The sequence below is a fragment of the Sphingobium phenoxybenzoativorans genome (assembly GCF_018286635.1).
GTDB classification, from domain to species: Bacteria; Pseudomonadota; Alphaproteobacteria; order Sphingomonadales; family Sphingomonadaceae; genus Sphingobium; species Sphingobium phenoxybenzoativorans.
This window is the reverse complement of the sequence record NZ_CP073910.1, coordinates 4673412-4695234: the sequence shown is the minus strand read 5'-3', so window position 1 is coordinate 4695234 and position 21823 is coordinate 4673412. Positions and strand designations below refer to the sequence as shown.

The window sequence follows — 21823 nt, the reverse complement described above, 5'->3', positions numbered from 1 at the left end:
GCCTGCAAATATACCCGGCCAACTGCGTTCAATATGGATGCACATTGATGGGCTTTGCATAGCTTCCGTTACGTTTCGCGCGCCGCGAGCTTATTTGGACCGCGGCGTAAATGTCCAAAATCCCTTCTCTTTATCGCCGGAATAACTGGCATGTTAGTATCTTTCTGTTGGCCCGCGGCCATGTGGCGGCTGTTACAAAAAAGACGTATACACCCTGAAACTTTTCCGATATGTGGATACACATCTGCAGGAAATGTGGAATCACAGGGGAGAGTTGCATGCTACGGACGGGCGTTTTTGCAACATGTTTGATCTGGGCCTCGGCAGCGGCCGCGCAGGACAGCGGCGCGGCGGCGCAGGATGCCGCCCAGGAGAGCGCCGCGGACAGCGCGCAGAGCGGCGGCATTACCGATATTGTGGTCACTGCCCAGCGCAGGTCCGAGCGGCTGCAGGAAGTGCCGATCGCCATCAATGTGTTCAATGCCGACGCGCTGCAGGCGGGCGGCACATCGGGCGTGGAACAGATTTCGCGGCTCACCCCCGGCCTTTATGTCGGCAAGTTCGACTCCCTCCGCCCGCAAGTCTATCTGCGCGGCATCGGTAGCCGCGTGTTCGACCCCGGTTCGGAAGGATCGGTCGGCATTTTCGTCAATGACAGCTATATGGGCCGCTTCTCCGGCTCGCTCACCGACCTGCTCGACGTGGAGCGGATCGAAGTGCTGAAGGGACCGCAGGGCACGCTTTACGGCCGCAACACCATTGGCGGCGCAATCAACATCATCACCCGCGCGCCGACCCGCGATCTGGAAGGCTTTGCCGAGGCGTCGATCGGCAATTTCGGTTTCTACGATGTCCGGGGCGCGGTCTCCGGGCCGCTAACCGACGGCATTCAGGTGCGCCTGGCGGGCAATATTCTGCACCGGCGCGGCTATTCCGAAAATATCCTGACCGGCAAGCATGGCAATGGCGACGACAGCAAGACCATCCGCGCCCATATCGCCGCGCAACCGGGCGAGGACACGCGCCTGAACCTGATCGTCGAATATCAGAATGCGGACCTGCCGGGCTTCCTGCAGGAAACGACGGGCAGCCGCCAGTTCCTGCAATCTCCTTCCTCCCCATCCTACACGCCGACGCCCGACCGCTATTCCGACGCCTATAATATCGACGGGTCCAGCCACCGGAAGCTGCTGAGCATTGTCGGCAAGATCGAGCATTCGACCGACGCGCTGGAGATCACGTCGATCACCTCCTATCGCCGCAGCCGGATCGACCAGACCTATGATCTGGACGCCACGCCGCGCGACATCTGGACGTTCAGCTATGACGAGCTGTCCCGTCAGTTCAGCCAGGAATTGCGGCTGTCCTCCGTGCCGGACGGGTTCCTGACCTTTGGCGATACGGCCGAATGGGTATTGGGCGGATATTATTATCAGGAGCAAACCAAGCGCACCGACCATTTCGACCAGGGCGCGGACTCGCTGTTCCATTTCGGCCTGCCGGGCCGCGAGCAGAATATCTATGCGACCGACATCGATACGGACAGCTATGCCGTGTTCGGCCAATATACGGTCAAGCCGACCGACAAGCTGCGCGTGACGATCGGCGGGCGCTACACCCATGACAAGAAGGATGCGCTGATCCAGGCGAGCACCGATTCCGCCGTGCCGCCCAGCTATTATCCCAACTTCACGGTCAATCCGGGCAAGAGCTGGTCATCCTTCGACCCGAAATTCACCATCGATTACCGCTTCACCCGCGACCTGATGCTGTTCGGCACGGTGAGCCGCGGGTTCAAGAGCGGCGGTTTCCAGTATAATTCCACCAATGCGGCGCTGGCGTCGGTCGTGTTCAACCCGGAGCGGGCCTGGACCTATGAAGTCGGCCTGAAGTCGGAGCTGTTCGACCGGCGGGTGCAGTTCAATGCGTCGGCCTTCTATTATGACTACAAGAATCTGCAGCTTCCCCGCTTCACCCTGCTGCCGCCGCCGGCGCCCGCAGGATCGGGCAGCAACATCATTTCGAACTCAGCGAAATCGACGATCAAGGGCATCGACACATCGCTGGTGGTCGCGGTGTCCGACGAACTGACGCTGACGGGCGGCGCGTCCTATCTGGACGGCAAATATGACGATTATATCGCGGGCGCGGCGAACTATTCCGGCAACCGCATGATCCGATCGCCCAAATGGCAGGGCAATGTCGAGCTGATCTATGAAAAGCCCATCACGGCGAACCTGAAGCTGCGCGCGCGGGGCGACTGGTCCTATACCAGCAAGATATTCTTCGAGGCGGATGAAGGCGCGCGGCCCTTCACCAGCCAGGACGGATATAGCCTGTTCAACGCGCGGCTGGGCATTGGCAGCGTCGACAAGGGCTGGTCGGTCGATGGATGGGTGCGCAACATCACCAACAAACATTATGTCACGACGATCTTCGCGGTGCCCGTTTCGGTGCTGCAGATCTGGTCCATCCCGCGCACCTACGGCCTGACCGGGCGGGTGGATTTCTGACCCCGGCGCGGCATGCCATCATGCCGGACCTATACTTTAGTTGAGTTGCCTTCCGGCCCGATTGCCATTTGAATCCCCTGTCGTGGTCTCAACCACCGCGACAGGAGGCATGGCTATGACCTATGTCCATGACGGCAAGGGCGAAATGGATCGCGCCGGCGCCATCGAGTATTTCGCCCGCGCGCTGATCGCCGGATTTAACGGCGACGCCATCCCGCTGGCGCAGCGCCAGTCGGCCGGGGCGCGGGGCACCGCCAGGACGGCGTGGCGCGACATCATCGCCGCGATGAAAAGACTGGGCGGCTGCTGATCCGCCAACGGCCGGATTCCCGCCGCCCGAGCATCATTATTTCCGGCATTATGTTTTGGTTTCCAGTCCGCCGCGCCATATGCTGGGGCGATGTGCATCATGGCAATGGCTTGGCGGGTCCATCCGCGCTGGCGGCTCATTCTGGCCGGGAATCGTGACGAAACGCATGCGCGGCCGGCTGCGCCGCTGGGCCGGTGGGACTCGCATCCCTCGATCATCGCGGGGCGCGACCTGCAATCGGGCGGGACGTGGCTGGGCGTTTCGGACGAAGGACGCTGCGCGATCGTCACCAACAGGCGGGGCTTTGGCGTGGCGGAGCCGGACCGCCCCTCCCGCGGGCAACTGGTAGCGGAGCTGCTGGCGGGCGAGGGCGATTTTTCCGATCCGGCGACAGCGGCGATCGATGAACTCAATCCGTTCAACCTGGTGTTCATCGCGCAGGGCGAAGCGCATTTCCTGACCAACCGTCCGCGCGCGACGCGGTCGGTCCTGACGCCCGGCCTCTATGGCCTGTCCAACGGCGCGCTGGATGAGCCATGGCCCAAAACCCTGCAGCTCAAGGCCGCATTGCTCGATTTCCTGACCCATGGCGGCGATACGCCCGATGCGTTGTTCGAGGCATTGGGCAGCGAGACCTTCCCCAATGCGGGCATCCCGCCGGAATATCCGTCCGACATTGCCGATGAAGCCGCCGTCTCTCCGGTGTTCATCAGGAATCCGGTCTATGGGACGCGATGCAGCACTGTGATCGCGGTGGATATGGACGGGCGCGGCACCATCACCGAGCGGCGCTTCGACGCCGATGGCAATGCGACGGGCGCGAGCGGCGTCTCTTTCCGCTGGAACGGTTGAGGCAGAAGGGAACGGCACCGGACATGGCGGAGGAAAAGGAAGCAGCGCCGCTGCTGAAGGACATATTGGGTCCGCAGGCGCTGACCGTGATCGCCGGGGCAGGCGCGGCGTCATCGCCGGATTTCGACGGCGAGGCGTTCCTGAAGGCGGCGTCGGCCGGGCTGGACGGCCTGTCGATCATGGAGCGGGTGCGCCATATCGCCGATGCGCTGGCGGCGGCGCTGCCCGGCGACTATCCGGCCGCGCTGGCGATCATCCTGCAGATGGTCCCGCGCCTGACCCACGGGTTTCAGGCGGTCGCGGTGACGGAATATGTGGCGCGATATGGGCTGGATGATGTCGACAGGTCGCTGGAGGCGCTGGCCGCGCTGACCGGGTCCGGCACCGCGGAGTTCGCGATCCGGCCTTTCCTGGCGCGGGATGCGGCGGGGACGCTGGCCCGGATGCTGCAATGGAGCGGCAGCGGCGACCCGCATGTCCGCCGCCTCGCCAGCGAGGGCAGCCGCCCGCGATTGCCCTGGGCGGCGCGCATCCCGGCGCTCAGGACCGATCCGACGCTGGCCGCCCCGATCCTGGAGGCGCTGAAGGCCGATCCCAGCGCCTACGTCCGCAAATCGGTGGCCAACCATCTGAACGATATCGCCAAGGAGCGGCCGGACTGGGTGCTCGCGCGGCTGGAGGCATGGCCGCAGGATGATCCGGCGACCAAATGGGTCGTGCGGCATGCGCTTCGCACGCTGATCAAGCAGGGCGATCCGCGCGCGCTGGCGCTGATCGGGGCGGGACATGGGGCGGAGGTGGACCTGCTGAACTTTTCGGTTGCGCCAGAAACGCTGCGCCTGGGCGAGACGATCGCCATCGCCGCGCAATTGCGGTCAACCGCCGCGACGGCGCAGCGGCTGGTGGTGGATTATCGCATCCATTATGCGCGGGCGGAGGGCCGGACGGCCGCCAAGGTGTTCAAGCTCAAGACCTTCGAACTGGAGGCGGGCGCGACCGCCGACCTCAGCATCCGGCAGACGATCCGGGATTTCAGCACGCGGCGGCATCATCCGGGCGACCATGCGGTTGAGCTGATCGTAAACGGGCAGACCATCGCCCGCGCCGGGTTCGCTTTGCTGGAATAGAGGGGGTTGGAATAGAGGGGGCTGGAATAGAGGGGAAAGTTGCGGGGAGGGCGGCAGCCGGACGGGCATAAGCCCGGCCGACGCCCTCCCGGCGCATCAGAAGCGGAAGCTTGCCGTTGCGCGCACGCTTTGATTGTCAAACCGCTGGTTGGTGCGCGTGATGTCGGTGCTGCCCGACGTCGTCAGCGGATTGACGAACGGGTTGGTCGTCGAGGGCGGCGTGCCCTGACCGGCGTTCACCACATAGGCCCCGTCATTGAAGCGGGTGTAGCGGTACAGCACGCCGATCGAGAAATTATTGGCGACCTTCTGCTCGATGCCGCCGCCAGCGGTCCAGCCCCAATCCTTGTCCGACCGGTTGCTTTCGGTGAAGGTGTTGAACGTGTTGGTGGTGGCGAAGCGGTGATTGATCTTGCCATAGGCGACGCCGCCCGTGCCGTAGATCAGCGTTCCGGTGGGCAGCGCGAAACCGGCGCGCAGACGGGCTGCGCCGTCCCATTCCAGCTTGCGGGTCATGGTATAGCCCGCAGGCGTGGTGCTGAAACCGCTGACGCTGTTGCTGAGATTGCTCTGTCCGCCTTCGACGACGCCGCCGACGACGAAGCTGCCCATCTGTACGTCGTAACCGGCGTGGACGGACCAGCCGACCTTGCCGTCATTGTCGCCGCCGCAGCTCGACGGAGCCGATCCGCGCGAGTTGCCGCGGCAGAAACCGGGGGCGAAGGCGTTGCCGCCAGCCGCGGTCGTCACCTGATTGTCGAAAACGCCGTCGCCGTTCGTATCAAAGACCATCGTCTCGTTCCTGTCCCGGCCGCTATTGGGTTGCCAGCCATAGCCGAGCGACCCGCCGATATAGGGACCGGTCCAGTTGCGATCCGCGCCTGACGTGTCGGACTGAGCCAAGGCGGGCGTCGACAGGACGAGCGCGACCGTGGCGCCCAATGACGCTTTTATAATGGATTTCATGAAATTAGTTCCTCTGCATTGCCTCAGTGAGCCGGGCAGATACGGTTTAGTCCGAGCGGGGGTTTCATGAACGGGGGATAAACAGGATAATCTGTTGTAATTATGCCACGGTCCAAAGGATACGGGAAACGGTCCCGGCCGCAGAAAAACACCCGGCTCGCTGGCATTTTACGCTTTGGCGGCGATGATCAGGCGGGAAGCGCAAATTTGACCTGCGCGATAAAATCGATCCGTTTGCAGGGAACATTTTCGCGGCGCTTTGGAAAGGTGAGGCGCGGCGGGGCTAGCGATGGCGGGCGTCGTCGGCTGGGCCAACGGCCAAGCGGCGGTAACGGGTGGAGGGTCGGGCAATGAACTCCCAAGATGACGATATGCTGGCGCTGCCGCTTCGGTCTACCGTCGACGCGCCGGTTTCAGATTCATTCCTCTTTTAGCGCAGCGCGCGAAAGCTTTCTCACAATTCGAAGAAGATGAACCGCAATGGCGTGTCAGCGGCCTCCTGCGGCATCCCGCGCGGCATCGCCCTGCGCGCCCGGCGCACGCTCAAATAGCAAAACCGTGGGATCGCGCAGAAATTCACGTTTTGCTGCATCCCTCAGCGCGGCCAGCCTATGCCCGAAACGCTTTATCCAGGACATCCGTCTTCCCCAAAGAATCATTTACTGTTTTATCTATCATGACAGTAGAGATAAATCAGCCAAACTATTTTTATGGGATCGATTAAAAATGTTTGGTCGGCTCTGAGAACGGCGATCGTCGACGCATGGGCTGGGCCAATATTGACGGAAAATTGTCAAAACAGACTTTTGTTGTCATACTCCGCATTGGAGAGGCGTGGAGTGGGAGAGCCAGCGTGAAGGCAAATGAGGATCTGTTCGACCTGAGCGGGCAGATCGCCCTGATCACGGGCGGCAGCCGGGGGCTTGGCCGGCAGATGGCCTTAGCGTTCGCAAAGGCTGGGGCGGACATCGCCATCACCAGCCGCAAAAGGGAAGCATGCGAGGCCGTGGCGCGGGAAGTGGAAGCGCTGGGCCGCCGGGCGTTCGTATGGCCATGCCACATTGGGGACTGGGACGGGATCGGGGAGCTGGAGACCCGCAAAAACCGGGTAATTTCGGGCTGGCGTGATGACGTCGAGGCTGCGCGGCGCACCAAGGGCATCGTTCGGACCGATTTCCAAGATACCTGGCGTTGATTTCGCCGTTTTTGCCGGCTTGCAGACAGAGTCAGCCTGCGGTTTCTCGGCGCTCGTGGAAGATCAGGCGATTGAAGTTGTAGGCCAGGTTGCAAAGGGTCAGTTTCGCCTCAGCGCGGGCCAGGCCGATGGTGCGGATAAACAGGTTGAACCGGTTCTTCTGATGCGCAAAGACATGCTCAACATGCGCACGGATGGAGGATTTGACGGCATTGGCCCGTGCGGTTGCCTTCGACATCGGCTTGCCCATGGGTTTGCGCCGATGAATTCGGGACGTGAGCATCTGATCCGACAACCACTTCTCGTTGCGCTTGGATCGATAGGCACTGTCAGCCCAGACCTCGGAACTGGTATTGTCCGTGCTGACGACCTGCCGGAGAAGACGCCCGTCCGCTGCTGACGCCGAAGTCACCGCCATGCCTCGGATGAAGCCGAAGCGTCGGTCGATGCTGATGTGGGATTTGTAGCCGAAGACCGGCAGGGCGATCATGGGGAGCGGCGTCCCATCCGCCCGATACCGGACCTTCCCGCCGACTTTGAGAGTCCAGCGGGCGTCGGTATCTTTCTGCGCTGCCTTGTTCGGTTCGTCCGGCCAGATATCCCTGGCGCTCTTGCCCGACTTGATCGCTTCGCGTTCGCCCTCGGTGTTCCGCTGTCTTGGCGCAGGCACCAGCGAGGCATCCACGATCTGCCCGGACATCGGGATGTAGCCCTTCTTCTGGAGTTGCCAGTCAAAGGCCTTCATCACACGCTTGAGCGTTCCCGTCTCGGTCAGGCGATTGCGAAAATGCCGGATCGTGTTCTCGTCCGGCGTTCGATCCCCGAGCGACAGCCCCAGAAACCGCAGCCAACTAAGCCGATCCCGGATCATGAATTCCATCCGAGCGTCTGACAGATTATGCTGCGCCTGCAGGATCAGCGCCTTGAACATCATCACCGGATCGAATGGTGGGCGGCCGCCTTTGCTACCATCGCCATAGCCAAGCCCTTCAACCAGCCACGCCCGGAAATACTCGAAATCCACTGTCTCCTGCAAAACCTCGAGCGGATCGCCTTCCTTGCTCAATGCATCAAGGTGTTCGCTCAAACTGAACAGAGACTTGGGATCCATAGCTCACTCCGTGATCGCGCGCCTTCAATGAATCACCATAGCCGTCCAAACGCTACCGGTTTTTGCGGGTCTCCAGCTGGTCGAGGCGGTCTATGGGCATTTCGGCCGCATCGACATTCTGGTCAACAATGCGGGCATGTCCCCCCTGTCGCCATCGTCGCATGAAACCAGCGAGGCATTGTTCGACAAGATCGTCGCGGTGAATTTCAAGGGGCCTTTCCGTCTCGCTTCGCTGGTGGGCGCGCGCATGGCCGCTGCACGATCGGGGACGATCATCAATATCAGCAGCACCGGCGCGATTCGCCCGCAGCCGCGCTTTGCTGTCTACGCTGGCGCGAAGGCAGCAGTAAACGCGCTGACCACCGCCTTTTCCTTCGAATATGGGCCGCATGTTCGTGTGAACACGATTTCACCCGGCCAGTTTCTGACGGATATTTCCAAAAGCTGGCCGGAGGAAATGCGCGACACGACGCCGGGCGCCATTCCCCGGTCCGGCCGCCCGGAGGAAATCGTGACGACCGCGCTGTACCTTGCCAGCCGGGCGTCAAGCTATACGACCGGCGCGCTGATCCGCGTGGACGGCGGCCTTCCGTAGAGCACGGACCTGGCCTGACGCTGCCCTTCCGACCCAAGGTGCAATTGTGCCGCCCTGCCGCCGCCAGCATGATCCCATCCTGATTTCAGATGCAATATCGACCCAGGAGAAAGATGATGCTGCAGCAGGCGCTGGAGAAATTTGCCGGCAAGACCCTGATCCGCGACCGCTACGAAAACTATATCGGCGGCGCATGGGTGGCGCCCGCGAAGGGCGAATATTTCGACAATATCTCCCCTGTGACCGGGCAGAAAGTATGCCAGGTGGCGCGGGGCACCGCGGAGGATATTGAGGCCGCGCTCGACGCCGCCCATGCCGCGAAGGATGCATGGGGCAAGATGTCGTCGACCGAACGGTCCAACATCCTGCTGAAGATGGCCGACCGCATGGAGGCCAATCTGGACCTGATCGCGATGGCCGAGACCATCGACAACGGCAAGCCGATCCGCGAGACGACTCATGCGGACATTCCGCTCGCCATCGACCATTTCCGCTATTTTGCGGGCTGCGCCCGTGCGCAGGAAGGATCGATCAGCGAGATCGATCATGACACCATCGCCTATCATTTCCACGAACCGCTGGGCGTTGTCGGCCAGATCATCCCGTGGAACTTCCCGATCCTGATGGCGGTGTGGAAGCTCGCGCCCGCCCTTGCCGCCGGAAACTGCATCGTGCTGAAGCCGGCCGAGCAGACGCCGATGTCGATCCTAGTTCTGGCCGAACTGATCGGCGACCTGCTGCCGGCGGGCGTGCTCAACATCGTCAACGGCTTCGGCGTGGAGGCGGGCAAGCCGCTGGCGTCGAACAAGCGGATCAGCAAGATCGCCTTCACCGGCGAGACGACCACCGGCCGCCTGATCATGCAATATGCGTCGGAGAACCTGATCCCCGTCACGCTGGAGCTGGGCGGCAAGTCGCCCAACATCTTCTTCGAGGATGTCATGGACGCGGACGACGATTATTTCGACAAATGCCTGGAAGGCTTCGCGATGTTCGCGCTGAATCAGGGCGAGGTCTGCACTTGCCCCAGCCGCGCGCTGATCCAGGAAAGCATCTATGAGAAGTTCATCGAACGGGCGATCGCACGGGTGAAGGCGATCAAGCAGGGCAGCCCGCTTGATCCCGCGACGATGATCGGCGCGCAGGCGTCGAACGATCAGCTTGAAAAGATCCTCTCCTACATCAGCATTGGCCGGGACGAGGGCGCGGAAGTGCTGACCGGCGGCGAGCGCGCCGCGCATGAGGGCGAGCTGAGCGAGGGCTATTATGTCACGCCGACGGTGCTGAAGGGCCACAACAAGATGCGGATTTTCCAGGAGGAAATCTTCGGTCCCGTCCTTGCCGTCACCACGTTCAAGGATGAGGCGGAGGCGCTCGCCATCGCCAATGACACGCTTTACGGTCTGGGCGCTGGCGTCTGGACGCGCGACGGAACACGCGCCTATCGCATGGGCCGCGGCATCCAGGCCGGGCGCGTGTGGACCAACTGCTACCACGCCTATCCCGCCCATGCGGCGTTCGGCGGGTATAAGCAGTCGGGCATCGGCCGCGAAAACCACAAGATGATGCTCGACCATTATCAGCAGACCAAGAATCTGCTGGTGAGCTACAGCCCGAAGGCGCTCGGCTTCTTCTGACGCAGGATCGGCGGCGGCGCGATTCCCCTTTTCTCTCTCAGGCGCCGTAGCTGGGGGCGGACATCGTTGAACCGGTGTCCGCCCTGTCTTGTGACCTCCAAGGGAGGCTAGTGATGGACATTGTTCCGCCGCGCATTTTGGCGACGCCCGCCGCCGACGATCTGATCGCCGCACTGACGGACAAGCATGGCCCGTTGATGTTTCACCAGTCGGGCGGCTGTTGCGACGGTTCCGCGCCGATGTGCTTCCCCAAGGGCGAGTTCAAGGTCGGGCCGCAGGATGTGCTGCTCGGCGCGATCGCCGATGGCGTGCAGGTGTGGATCGGCGCCGCGCAGTTCGAATATTGGCGGCATACCCAGGTCACGATCGACGTGGTGCCGGGGCGCGGCGCGGGCATGTCGCTGGAAAGCCCCGAAGGCGTGCGCTTCATCGTGCGCTCCCGGATTTTCACGGACGATGAAGCCGCAGCGCTCGAAGCGGCGGGAGAGCCGGAACGCGGCGGCTGATATGGGCTTGGTCGATCATCCGCTGCGCCGGCAGGTGGTCGGCGAGATGCAGTTGCGCCGCTTCCCCGCATTCTCCCCGCCCGCGCGCATCGTCCAGATCGTCCGGCTGGTGGAGGACCGGGTTGCCGAGGCAGAGGCGCTGACGCAGCTTCTGCCGGATTTCGACCCCGCCGCGCGCCATGCGGAGCGGCTGTGCGGCGCGGACATGCGGCTGGGGTGGGAACGGCACAGCGAGGCCAGCACCATGACGATGGTGATTACGGGGGATGCCGGGACCGGCGCTGGTACTGGGACGGGGGCCGGAGCGGGCGTCTGGAACTGGACATTGCCGCCGGACACGGCGCTGATCGACACTTTGCCCGGAACCGTGGTCCGCGCCAGCCACTTGATCGTGATCGACGGGGAGGATGAAGCGGCGGCCGCCGCCGATGCCGCCGGTTTCGCGGGGCATCAACTCGTCACCTGCCATGTGCGCAGCCCATCGGGCGGACGCGCCCGGCTGTGGACCGATTTCCGCATCCATGACGATGGATATGGCCGGATGGTCGTCGCGTCGCTCGACATGCCTTCGGCCGACCTCGCGCGGTGCGTGCAGCAGCTTCAGGAATTGGGCAATTATCGCAATCTAGCGCTGATCGGTCTGTCCGAAGCGCGCAAGGCGTGGACGGCGCTCGATGCATTGGAAGGGGCGCTGGAGGGGGTCGGCCAATCGCTGGCGAAGGGCGACCGGCGCGATGACGAATTGCTGGAATCGCTCACCAGCCTGTCGGCTCAATTGCTGTCGATCGACAGCCGGTGCGGGTATCGCATGAGCGCGACCGCCGCCTATGCGCGGATCGTCGCCAGCCGTCTCGACCAGTTGCGGGTGGAGCCGATCGCCGGATATCAGTCTCTCGCCGATTTCACGGAGCGCCGTTTCCATCCGGCGATCCAGACCTGCGCCGCGCTGACCGACCGGCTGGCGCTTCTGAATGCGCGGGCGGCCCAGTTCACCGCCTTGCTGCGCACGCGGATCGAAACCCATATCGAAAACCAGAATGCCCGGCTGCTGGCGTCGATGGACGAGAGCGCGCGCATGCAACTGCGGCTGCAGCATCTGGTTGAAGGGCTGTCGGCGGTGGCGATAAGCTATTATCTGATTGGCCTGATCGCCTATCCGCTCAAGGCCGCGGAAAAGCATTGGCCGGCATTTTCGGCGACGCTGTGGCTCGGCATGCTTGTCCCGCCTGTGATCCTTGTCCTGATTCTGTCCATGCGGCGCGTGCGGCACCGGCTGGTTTCGAGTGACAAAGGCACCCATTAGCGTCCATGATTTGCCCGGAAGAATGATGGAGAGGGCGATGAGCATCGCACATATGGAGGTGAAGCAATCGATCGGCTTCGCTTCCTCGCACGCCGACGATCCCTTCGCCGCCATGGACGATATCATGGCGCAACTGGGCGATGCGCCGCTGGCCGGGGCGATCGTATTCTGCTCCCACCATCTGGACCGCGATATGCTGGCGCGGGCGATCAATCGCCGCAGCGAGGGCGTGCGCGTGATCGGCTGCACAAGCTCCGGCGAACTGACGGCGCAGGGCTATGACCATGGCAGCCTGAGCGTGATCGGCTTCCCCGCCGCCGCATTCCACATGGCCTCGCACTGTTTTCTGGATATCGACAATTTCGATCCCGGCGCGGCGCGGGCGGCCGTGCGCGCGCTTGCGGCGGAGGCGGAGAGGGACAGCCGCCATCTGGGGGATGCGGTCAATCATGTCGCTCTGTTCCTGGTCGACGGCCTGTCGCATTCCGAAGAATTGCTGACGATGACGATCCAGGACGCGCTGGGCGACATTCCGCTGATCGGCGGATCGTCGGGCGACGATCTCGCTTTCCGGCAGACTGCGATCCTGGAGGGCGGCGCTTTCCACGGCCGCGCGGCGGTGGTCGCGATATTGTCGACGCCCCGGCCGATGCATGTGTTCAAGGCGCAGCATTATCGCCCCGGCGAACACAAGATGGTGATCACGGGCGCATTGCCGCATGAGCGGATCGTCACGGAAATCAACGCCGAACCCGCCGCCGCCGAATATCTGCGGCTGGCCGGGCATGCGGGGGAAGCGCTGGGCACGGAATTTTTCGCCGCGCATCCGCCAATGGTGCGGGCGGGCGGCGAATATTATGTCCGGTCGATCCAGAGCGCGAATGACGATGGCAGCCTGACCTTCTACTGCGCCATTGATGAGGGGATCGTGCTGACCGTGGGCGAACCGGTCGACCGCATCGCCGGCATGGAGGCGCTGTTCAGCGATATTCGCGGCACCATCGGCGAAGTCGACCGGATCATCGCCTTCGACTGCGTGCTGAACCGCATTGACGCCGAGCAGCGGCAGATCGCGCATGAAGTGTCGCAACTCTATCGCCGCAACGGGGTGATCGGGTTCAATACCTATGGCGAGCAATATCACGCATTGCACGTCAACCAGACGTTCAGCGGCCTTGCGATAGGGACATGAGCGACACGGCGCGCCTTCCTCTGTCTAGCGATCAGGCGGATGATATCGACGCGCTGCGGGAAGAAGTGCGCAAGCTGCGCAAGATCAACATAGCGCTGATGGACCGGGTTGAGCGGTCGAGCGACATGTCGGTCAACGCCTTCTCCATGTTCGAAACGGCGATTTCGCTTGAGGCGATGGTGCGCGACCGGACCAGCCAGCTTGAGGATGCCCTCGCCAAGCTGGCCACCGCCAACGCCGATCTGGCCGAAGCGCATGGCCATGCCGACGCGGCCCGGATGCGCCTGCGCGACGCCATCGATTCCATCAACGAAGGTTTCGTGCTGTTCGATGCGGACGACCGGCTGGTGCTGTTCAACGAAGCCTATCTGGGCTTCTGGCCGGAACTGGCGCCGCATGTGCGCGAAGGCATCGGCTTTGCCGACATAGCGAAACTGGCGGCAGAGCATTTGCAGCCGCTGGGCGCGGCGGTCGCGCCGGATCGCTGGGTATCCGACCGGCTGGCGCAGCATGGCGTCGCCGATGGCGGCCATGTGCAGGCGTTGGCCGACGGGCGCTGGGTGCAGATCAACGAACTGCGCACCAGCGAAGGCGGCATCGTCGGCATCTATACCGACATTACCGAGGTGAAGGCGGAGGACGCCCGCGCGCGCGCGTTGGAACTGGCGGAACGCAATCTGATATTGCAGTCGACGCTTGACACGCTGTCCGAAGGCGTGTGCATGTTCGACAGCAGCAGGCGATTGTCGGCCTGGAACGGCGCGCTGGGCCGGTTGCTGGGCGTGTCGGGCGATCCCGAACGGGCGTTTTCCACCCATGACGGCTTCCTGAAATGGTGCCGGGGGATCAGGGGCATGGATGACCGGGGCTGCCTGGAATGGCGGCCGGACGACAGCCATGCCGCGCCGGTCAGTCAGCTTTGTCCCGCAGGCGACCGCAGTTTCGAGATACGGTCGACCCGCACAGTGCAGGGCGGGCAGGTGTTCAGCTTCACCGACGTCACCGACATGCTGCGCGCGCAGGCGGCGTTGCAGGAAACCGCCGAGACGCTGGAGCGGCGCGTGTCCGAACGCACCGCCGAATTGCTGGAGGTGAATGAGCGGCTGGGTCATGAAGTCGCCGAACGGCGCGCGATGGAAGTGGCGCTGACCGAGGCAAAGACCTCTGCCGAAAAGGCCAATCTGTCCAAGACGAGCTTTCTGGCCGCCGCCAGCCATGACCTGCTGCAGCCGTTGAATGCGGCGCGGCTGTTCGTTGCGGCGCTGGGCGACAAGCGGCTGGCGCTACCCACCCGCGCGCTGGTGTCGCAGACATCGACGGCGCTGGATTCTGTCGAGGATCTGCTGGAGGCGTTGCTGGAGATTTCGCGGCTCGACGCCGGGGCGATCCAGCCGGAGGTCAGCCATTTCCGCATCGACCAGTTGCTGCAGACGTTGAATGTCGAGTTCACGCCGATGGCGCGCGCCGCCGGTCTGGCTTTCCGCATCGAGACCGAGCAGCTATGGGTCGAGACCGACGTGCGGTTGTTGCGCCGCATCCTCCAGAATTTCATCTCCAACGCGATCCGCTACACGCACGCGGGCAGCGTCAGCGTTTGCTGCGCGGTAGAGGAGGGGCGCGTCGCGGTGCATGTCGCCGACACTGGACGGGGCATCGCGAAGGAGCAGCAGGCGCTGATATTCGAGGAGTTCCGCAGGCTCGACACGCGCAGTCAGGGCAAGGGGCTGGGGTTGGCGATCGTGCGCCGCGCAGCCGACATGCTGGGGCACGACATCAGGTTGCGGTCAGCGCCCGGACAAGGATCGACCTTCTCCATCACGCTGCCGCTTGGCCGTCCAATCGATGACGCCGCCACGGATGGCGGTGGGGCGACGCGCGACCGGTCCATGCGCGGACTGCGCGTGCTGGTGGTGGACAATGAGCGGCAGATCCAGTCGGGCATGCGCACATTGCTCAATGGCTGGGGATGCGAGGTGGTGACCGCAGGCGATTATGCCGAGGCGGTGAAATTGTTCCCCGACGGCGTGCGCCCCGACATCATCCTGGCCGACTATCATCTGAATGACGGTGAGACGGGGGACCGGGTGGTTGCGCAGTTGCATGCGCATTTCGGCGCGGCCGTGCCTGCGGTGATGATTTCGGCGGACCGTGGGGAGGCGCTGAAAACGCAACTGGCCGCGACGGGAATAGCGCTACTCAACAAGCCGGTGAAACCGGCGCAATTGCGGTCCTTGTTGCGGACGATGCTGCCCTGATATTTCGGGCCTGATATTTCCAGCTCGATATGGTGGGAGACGGCGACGGCTTGTCCGGTCCGGCCGGACAAGCCAGTCTTTCCCGTCAGAGGTCGAGCGCTTCCCGCGCGCTGTCCGCCTTGATCCAGCGATCGATATGATGAAGTAGATTGCGGATGATCACTTCGCCGTCCTGAAGATAGATGTTGCGCTTGGCGCGGGTTTCCATCCCCTTTTGCACGCGCTCCGTATTTCCGATGTCCTCCAGGAGAACCTCTATATTGCGGATGGCGTAATATTCCTGCTGCAGACGGGTTTGGAAATCCGCCGCCGGCTCCATGAAATATTCGGCGACCCAGCGGGTCGACCGGTGCGACGTCGGCCAGAAATGATGGATGAAGAAGCCGCCGAACGATACGTCCAGATGGAAGTTCGGAAAGATCACATTGGCGTCCGAACACCATTCCGCGCTGTTGTTGGGATTGATCGACGGATGCCCCAGCAATTTGTCGATCTCATTGGCGCCGGAAGGCGAGATGATGTTGTTCGCGCCCATATTGCGATAGGCGAGGCGTTCGCCCAGCGCATTTTCCGGCGGCGCATATTCCAGATTGGCGAACGCCGAATAGGCGCTGTGCGGTCCCCAGGCGGAGGCCCGGATCGGCCGGGCGAAGGGATTGGACGCATTGCTGAACGCCGGGCGCAGCGTCTTGTTGTGGATGGACGGCACATGGTAGGATTCGGCGAACGCATCGCTGATCACTTTCCAGTTCGCATCGAGGTTCGCCTCGAATTTCAGGCTGTGGCCCGATCCCGGAAATGGTACGCCGGTGTAGAATTTGCCGAAATCGCCCAGAAACTCAGCCAGGCTGACCTCCGGTTCGCTCTGCATGTTGATGAATATCCAGCCTTGCCAGACTTCGGTCGCGATCGGGGTGAGGCCGCATTTCTTCTTGTCGAAATCGAAGAAACGGCGTTCGTCCGGTACGGACAGAAGCGCGCCGTCGGTGCCGAAGGTCCAGCTATGATAGCGGCAGGTGAAGCGCGGCGCGCGCCCCTCGCTGCTGTTCATGATCAGGTTCTGGCGATGCGAGCAGACATTGTGGAAAGCCTGGATGCCGCCGCTTTTCTGACGCACGATCAGGACGGATGCGTTGCACACCTCCAGTTCCCGAACGATGTAGGAGCCGGATTCGGGGACCTGTTCCTCGCGGCCCATCGCCAGCCATGCGCGGCCGAAAACGCGCTCACGCTCAAGTTCATAATGGGCCGGAGAGATATAGGGATCGGTCGACAGCGGTCCCGTGTCGAGACCGAGAGCAAGGGTATAGCTATCGTCAAATCCGGGGACTGGACTTTTCGTCTCAATATTCATGCCGTCTCCTTTGGTGGGATCAGCCCCAGGGACTTGGCCCGCGCAGAACGCGGACGCTGTGTGGGTAGGGAGAATAGGGGTCGCGCGGCGCGCCGACGACCTCGATGGCGACCGCAGCGCTCATCAATGCCAGCATCAGTCTGGCCAGGGTCGCCACATCGTCGGGCATGGCGTTGATGTCGTGGAGCGCGATGACATCGAGCGCCTGATCGGCATGGGCGAGCATATCGTCGTAAAATGCGCGAACCTCATCCATGGAAGCTGCGGCGCGGCGCTCCCACCGCTCGGACGTTGTGGGCACGTCCCAATAGCCGACATATTTTTCTATCGTTTCAAAACCAGGGGGCAGCATATGTCCTCCCATCCTCTCTGCGGTCAAACCGGCGTGCGATTATGCTTTTGTTCCGCCCATAATAGGGGAAGGCATGGATGTGGTCAACGTATGTGTTGATAGATTGCGGCTTTCTCAAGCCATATAGCCGCCATCCACAGGCAGGGTGGCGCCAGTGATGAAGGATGCGGCGTCGGACAGCAGCCAGACCGCCGCCTCCCCCAGCTCGTCCGGCTCGCCGATCCGGCCAATGGGGAGATTGCCGATCATATAGTCTTCAAGGCCATCGATCGAATCGAGCGCCCATTGCAGCATGGGCGTGCGCACCCCGCCGGGCGCTATGGCGTTGATGCGGATGCCCATCCCCGAATATTCCAGCGCCGCCGTGCGCGTCAGCCCGACCACGCCATGCTTTGCCGCCGAATATTCCGACCCCATTTTAAAGCCGCGCAAGCCCGCGCCGGAGGAGGTGTTGACGATTGCGCCCCTGCCGTTGGCCATCATGGCGCGCAGTTCATGCTTCATGCACAGGAAGGTGCCGGTCAGCGTGACGTCCATATTCACCCGCCATTGCTCCGGCGTCAGTTCGTGGATCATCGCAGACTTCTGCGCCACCGCGGCATTGTTGAACGCGCCATCCAGCTCGCCGAAATGGGATAGGGCCTGGGCGACCATGCGCTCCACCTCATCCTCCTTTGAAATATCGGCGCGCTGAAATTCCGCCCGGCCGCCCTCACGCCGGATCATCTCGACCGTTTCGCGGCCGCCATCCTCATTGATGTCGGCGACCAGGATAGCCGCGCCACGGCGGGAAGCGATCACTGCGGCGCTGCGCCCGATACCGCTGCCCGCGCCCGTGCAGATGATGGAGCGGCCTTCCAGATCCTTTGCCGATGTCGTCATTCCGATGCTTCCTTGTGGATTGGCTCGCGGCCGTGCGCGCAAGACGCGCAGAGGGGTGCGGCCGACGCGCCGTCACCGCTCTGCAAAGATGATGGAGGGTGGATCAGGCCATATGGCCGCCATCCACCGGCAGGATCGCGCCCGTCACGAAAGAGGCGGCGTCGGACAGCAGCCAGACGGCGGCTTCGCCCAGTTCGTCCGGGTGCGCCATGCGGCCGATGGGGTGGGTGGAGACGATATAGGGTTCAAGATCGGGGTTTGTTTTCATCGCGCCTTCCAGCATCGGCGTACGCACGCCGCCCGGCGAGATCGAATTGATGCGGATGCCAAGGCCCGAATATTCCAGCGCGGCGGTGCGCGTCAGGCCCACGACGCCATGCTTGGCCGCGGTATATTCCGACCCCAGCTTGAAGCCCTTCAGGCCCGCGCCCGACGAGGTGTTGACGATGGCGCCCTTGCCATTGGCCAGCATCGCTTCCAGCTCATATTTCATGCACAGGAATGTGCCGGTCAGCGTCACGTCGATGTTGCGCCGCCATTGATCAAGCGTCAGTTCGTGGACCATCGCGGTCTTTTGCGGCACGGCCGCATTGTTGAACGCGCCATCCAGCTTACCGAAAAGGGCGATTGCGCGTTCGACCATGCGCTTTGCGTCTTCCTCCCTGGAGATGTCGATGCGCTCAAACTCCGCGACGCCGCCTTCGGCTCGGATCAGGTCGACGGTTTCGCGCCCGCCTTCCTCGCTTATGTCGGTGACCAGGATGTGGGCGCCGTGCCGCGCAGCGATGACTGCTCCGCTGCGGCCGATGCCGCTGCCCGCGCCGGTGCAGATGATCGACCGGCCTTCCAAATCTCTCGCAACATTTGCCATGATATATTCCTCTCCGTGGGGCTTGGAGCGGGCTTCACCCGGATCGAAGTAAAGCCGCCCTGACATTTCTTTTCCGCGATTTCCGGGCAGCCGGACGAGGGCGTCCGGCATGAAATCGTCCTAGCCGGCCTCGTTCACGACCCGGTTCTCGATTGCGCCGATGCCGTCTATTTCGACGCGCACAATGTCGCCCGCCTTCAGGAAGGATGGCGGCTTCATCGCCGCGCCGACGCCGCCCGGCGTGCCCGTGAAAATCACGTCGCCCGGCTCCAGCGTCATCGCCTGCGACAGATGCGCGATCTGTGCGGCGGGATCGAAGATGAAATGCCGGGTGTTGGAGGATTGCCGCACCTCGCCATTGACCGTTGAGCGGATCGGGAGCGCGGCGGGATCGATTTCGTCCGGCGTCACGATCCACGGGCCGAAGGGGGCGTGCGTGTCGAAGGATTTGCCAAGCACATATTGCGACGTCTTGAGCTGCCAGTCGCGCACGCTGAAATCGTTGCCCGCGCAATAGCCGAAGATGACGCCAGCCGCCTGGTCGGCGGAGACATGGCGGCAGCGCTTGCCAATGATGAACACCAGTTCCGCCTCATAATCGAGCAGGGCCGACGCCTTGGGCAATTCCACCGGAGCATGGGGGCCGTTGACCGACGTCACCGCCTTGGTGAACCAGATTTGATCCTCCGGCATCGGCATGGCGGCTTCCGCCACATGGTCGGCATAGTTCATGCCCAGGCCGAATATCTTGCCGGGGCGCTGCACCGGTGCCAGCAACTCTACATCGCCCACAGCATGGTCGTTGCCGGTCGCGGCGCGCGCTTCCTCTGCAAGACTGTCCCAGTTGGCGATCAGCGCGATCATGTCCGGCACCGGCATGCTGAGGCGCGAACCCAGGGCGGTGATCATTTCTCCGTCGGTCTTGCCGACTCCGACTCGACCTTCATACCGATAGCTTACCAGCTTCACAGTCACTCTCCCGGTTGATTGGCCGTTCTTTGCCTTACTGATGGGAAGCTATCTCTTTATTGTCAACATTTGTGTTGAAGAAAGCTTTGGCCGCGTATAGGCTTGGTTCCGACCCGCCTTGGGAGAGGTTCCATATCGGCCATATGCGCGCAGCGGGTCCGCGCCTGCGCCCTTGTGAATGAGATGATGGCAGAGTCAGTTTACGATCTTTTCGCGCAGACGGCGGCGCGCGCGCCCGGCCGGTCCGTGCTTTGCTACCCGGCCACCGAAGGGCGCGGCTATTGCGAGGATGGCTTCGAAATCAGCTATGCCGAAGCGAAAGGCGTCATCGACGCGCTCGCCAAACGCTATGTCGATGCGGGCTATGGTCCGGGGCATCGCGTCGCCCTGGCGGCGGGCAACATGCCGGAGCATTTCTGGCACTATCTCGCGCTCAACAGCATCGGCGCGACCGCCGTCACGCTGAACCCGGACTATCTGCCCGACGAGATGGCCTATGGCATCGGTTTCCCCGAATGCGCGCTGGTCGTGGCGTCGCCGCAATGCATCGCCAATATCCGCAAGGCTGTGGAGACGCTCGATCCGGCGGTGCCGGTATTCGACCTGTCGGAACCCGGCGCGCCTTTGCCCGCGCCCGGCATCGGTCCCCATGAAGTCCCGGCCGACAAGGGCAAGCGCATCGCGCTGATCATCTACACGTCCGGCACCACCAGCAAGCCCAAAGGGTGCCTGATTTCCAATGCGTCCTGCCTGGCCGCCGCCGACTCCTATACGGGCGCGACCGGGCCTGTCGCGTTCCGGGATGGCGGCGACCGCCTCTACATCCCGCTGCCCGCCTTTCATATGAATGTGACGGTCTTCACCTTTACCAGCGTGCTCAAGCGCGGGAATTGCCTGGTGATGCAGGACCGCTTCCGCGCATCGCGCTGGTGGAGGGATCTGGTCGAGACGAAGGCGACCTGTTTCCATTATCTGGGGATCATTCCGCCGCTGCTGGTCAACACGCCGGAGACCCCGGAAGAAAAGCGGCATGTCGTCCGTTACGGCTATGGCGCGGGGATAGAGCCGGCCATCCGCGATCTTTTCGAGGAGCGGTTCAACATCCCGCTGGTCGAAGCATGGGGGATGACCGAGACGTCGCGCGCCATCATGAACAGCGAGGAGCCGCGCAGCCGCGAGGCGCGGGCCTTCGGCCGTCCGCATTTCCCTTGGGAAGTGCGGATCGTCGATGAGAATGATCAGGACTTGCCCCATGGCGCGCCGGGGGAGTTGATCGTGCGCGCGTCCGGGCCTGATCCGCGCGCCGGGTTCTTCTCCGGCTATCTCAAGCAGGAGAAGGAAACCGAAGAAGCATGGCGCGGCGGCTGGTTCCACACCGGCGACATCTGCCGTCAGGACGCCGACGGCATGCTGTATTTCGTCGACCGGCGTAAGAATATCATCCGCCGGAGCGGCGAGAATATCGCCGCCGCCGAAGTCGAGAATGCGCTGGTCGGCCTGCCGGAAGTCAAGGCGGTGGCGGTATTGGCCGTGGCGGATGAATTGCATGACGAGGAAATCATGGCCTGCGTGGTGCCGATGGAAGGGATTGCCGCCAGCCGGGAGATCGCCGAGGCCATTCAGCGCGGCGCGCTGGGCAAGGTCAGCGCGGCGAAGCTGCCGGCATGGATTGCCTTTTGCGATAAGTTGCCCGTGACCGGCACGCAGAAGATTCAGAAGGGCGCCCTGTTCCCCGATGGCGGCGACCCGCGCACCGACTCCCGCAGCATCGACCTGCGCGAGGAGAAACGCTCATTGCGCGTGACGGAACGCACCGCGGCCTGAGAGGATCAA

General features: G+C 62.9%; 20 protein-coding genes. 12 read left to right on the top strand and 8 right to left on the bottom strand.

From position 1 onward, the window contains the following. Positions 1–308 precede the first annotated feature (308 nt). The 4 genes from KFK14_RS23220 to KFK14_RS23205 all read left to right on the top strand — a co-directional run bounded on the left by KFK14_RS23220 (position 309) and on the right by KFK14_RS23205 (position 4802). Positions 309–2513, top strand: a complete 2205-nt coding sequence (locus KFK14_RS23220; protein ID WP_212609318.1) for a TonB-dependent receptor — start codon at positions 309–311, stop codon at positions 2511–2513. A 109-nt stretch (positions 2514–2622) separates the two neighbouring features. Next, on the top strand, positions 2623–2823 hold the full coding sequence (locus KFK14_RS23215) for a hypothetical protein (RefSeq protein ID WP_139139406.1): 201 nt from the start codon (positions 2623–2625) through the stop codon (positions 2821–2823). Positions 2824–2913: 90 nt separating this feature from the next. After that, positions 2914–3675 (top strand): NRDE family protein, encoded by a 762-nt coding sequence (locus KFK14_RS23210; RefSeq protein WP_212609317.1) that lies wholly within the window; start codon positions 2914–2916, stop codon positions 3673–3675. A 23-nt stretch (positions 3676–3698) separates the two neighbouring features. After that, positions 3699–4802, top strand: coding sequence for a DNA alkylation repair protein (locus KFK14_RS23205; protein WP_212609316.1), 1104 nt, complete (start codon positions 3699–3701; stop codon positions 4800–4802). A 96-nt stretch (positions 4803–4898) separates the two neighbouring features. Here KFK14_RS23205 and KFK14_RS23200 read toward each other — a convergent pair whose 3' ends face one another. Together KFK14_RS23200 and KFK14_RS23195 are read right to left on the bottom strand one after the other, a co-directional pair. Continuing rightward, on the bottom strand, positions 4899–5768 hold the full coding sequence (locus KFK14_RS23200) for an outer membrane protein (protein WP_212609315.1): 870 nt from the start codon (positions 5766–5768) through the stop codon (positions 4899–4901). A gap of 488 nt (positions 5769–6256) precedes the next feature. Then, positions 6257–6406: a hypothetical protein gene (locus KFK14_RS23195; protein ID WP_212609314.1), complete on the bottom strand. Its 150-nt coding sequence runs from the start codon at positions 6404–6406 to the stop codon at positions 6257–6259. Between the two features lie 215 nt (positions 6407–6621). Between KFK14_RS23195 and KFK14_RS23190 the strand changes: the two genes are divergently transcribed. Then, positions 6622–6963, top strand: a complete 342-nt coding sequence (locus KFK14_RS23190) for an SDR family NAD(P)-dependent oxidoreductase (RefSeq protein WP_246524760.1) — start codon at positions 6622–6624, stop codon at positions 6961–6963. A gap of 31 nt (positions 6964–6994) precedes the next feature. Here KFK14_RS23190 and KFK14_RS23185 read toward each other — a convergent pair whose 3' ends face one another. Next, a complete protein-coding gene (locus tag KFK14_RS23185) occupies positions 6995–8074 on the bottom strand; it encodes a transposase (RefSeq protein ID WP_099186151.1) in 1080 nt (359 codons plus the stop codon). 31 nt (positions 8075–8105) lie between these two features. On the opposite strand from KFK14_RS23185, the gene KFK14_RS23180 reads away from it, so the two are divergent. The 6 genes from KFK14_RS23180 (at position 8106) to KFK14_RS23155 (ending at position 15562) form a co-directional block, all read left to right on the top strand. Then, positions 8106–8669, top strand: a complete 564-nt coding sequence (locus KFK14_RS23180) for an SDR family NAD(P)-dependent oxidoreductase (RefSeq protein WP_212611276.1) — start codon at positions 8106–8108, stop codon at positions 8667–8669. A 116-nt stretch (positions 8670–8785) separates the two neighbouring features. Further along, positions 8786–10306 carry an aldehyde dehydrogenase gene (adh, locus tag KFK14_RS23175; RefSeq protein WP_070157770.1) on the top strand — a complete coding sequence of 507 codons (1521 nt, stop codon included), beginning with the start codon at positions 8786–8788 and terminating at the stop codon, positions 10304–10306. A gap of 113 nt (positions 10307–10419) precedes the next feature. Further along, positions 10420–10812, top strand: coding sequence for a DUF779 domain-containing protein (locus KFK14_RS23170; protein ID WP_212609312.1), 393 nt, complete (start codon positions 10420–10422; stop codon positions 10810–10812). Next, positions 10763–12115 (top strand): DUF3422 domain-containing protein, encoded by a 1353-nt coding sequence (locus tag KFK14_RS23165; protein ID WP_246524758.1) that lies wholly within the window; start codon positions 10763–10765, stop codon positions 12113–12115. The genes KFK14_RS23170 and KFK14_RS23165 overlap by 50 nt, the downstream gene beginning before the upstream one ends. Positions 12116–12152: 37 nt before the next feature. Then, positions 12153–13307 carry an FIST N-terminal domain-containing protein gene (locus KFK14_RS23160; RefSeq protein WP_343227778.1) on the top strand — a complete coding sequence of 385 codons (1155 nt, stop codon included), beginning with the start codon at positions 12153–12155 and terminating at the stop codon, positions 13305–13307. Further along, a complete protein-coding gene (locus tag KFK14_RS23155; protein WP_212609311.1) occupies positions 13304–15562 on the top strand; it encodes a hybrid sensor histidine kinase/response regulator in 2259 nt (752 codons plus the stop codon). Before KFK14_RS23160 ends, KFK14_RS23155 begins: the two co-directional genes overlap by 4 nt. 85 nt (positions 15563–15647) lie before the next feature. Here the strand turns inward: KFK14_RS23155 and KFK14_RS23150 are convergent, their stop codons facing one another. The 5 genes from KFK14_RS23150 to KFK14_RS23130 all read right to left on the bottom strand — a co-directional run bounded on the left by KFK14_RS23150 (position 15648) and on the right by KFK14_RS23130 (position 19990). Further along, positions 15648–16916 carry an aromatic ring-hydroxylating oxygenase subunit alpha gene (locus KFK14_RS23150; RefSeq protein WP_070157766.1) on the bottom strand — a complete coding sequence of 423 codons (1269 nt, stop codon included), beginning with the start codon at positions 16914–16916 and terminating at the stop codon, positions 15648–15650. A 19-nt stretch (positions 16917–16935) separates the two neighbouring features. After that, positions 16936–17268 (bottom strand): hypothetical protein, encoded by a 333-nt coding sequence (locus tag KFK14_RS23145; protein WP_212609310.1) that lies wholly within the window; start codon positions 17266–17268, stop codon positions 16936–16938. A 114-nt stretch (positions 17269–17382) separates the two neighbouring features. After that, complete coding sequence (locus KFK14_RS23140) at positions 17383–18150, bottom strand: SDR family NAD(P)-dependent oxidoreductase (RefSeq protein ID WP_212609309.1); 768 nt, start codon at positions 18148–18150, stop codon at positions 17383–17385. A gap of 103 nt (positions 18151–18253) precedes the next feature. After that, on the bottom strand, positions 18254–19021 hold the full coding sequence (locus KFK14_RS23135; protein WP_212609308.1) for an SDR family NAD(P)-dependent oxidoreductase: 768 nt from the start codon (positions 19019–19021) through the stop codon (positions 18254–18256). Positions 19022–19141: 120 nt separating this feature from the next. Continuing rightward, the gene (locus tag KFK14_RS23130) at positions 19142–19990 is read right to left on the bottom strand and encodes a fumarylacetoacetate hydrolase family protein (RefSeq protein ID WP_246524757.1); all 849 of its coding nucleotides are present in this window, start codon (positions 19988–19990) and stop codon (positions 19142–19144) included. A 183-nt stretch (positions 19991–20173) separates the two neighbouring features. On the opposite strand from KFK14_RS23130, the gene KFK14_RS23125 reads away from it, so the two are divergent. Then, the gene (locus KFK14_RS23125; protein ID WP_212609307.1) at positions 20174–21814 is read left to right on the top strand and encodes an AMP-binding protein; all 1641 of its coding nucleotides are present in this window, start codon (positions 20174–20176) and stop codon (positions 21812–21814) included. Positions 21815–21823 lie beyond the last annotated feature (9 nt).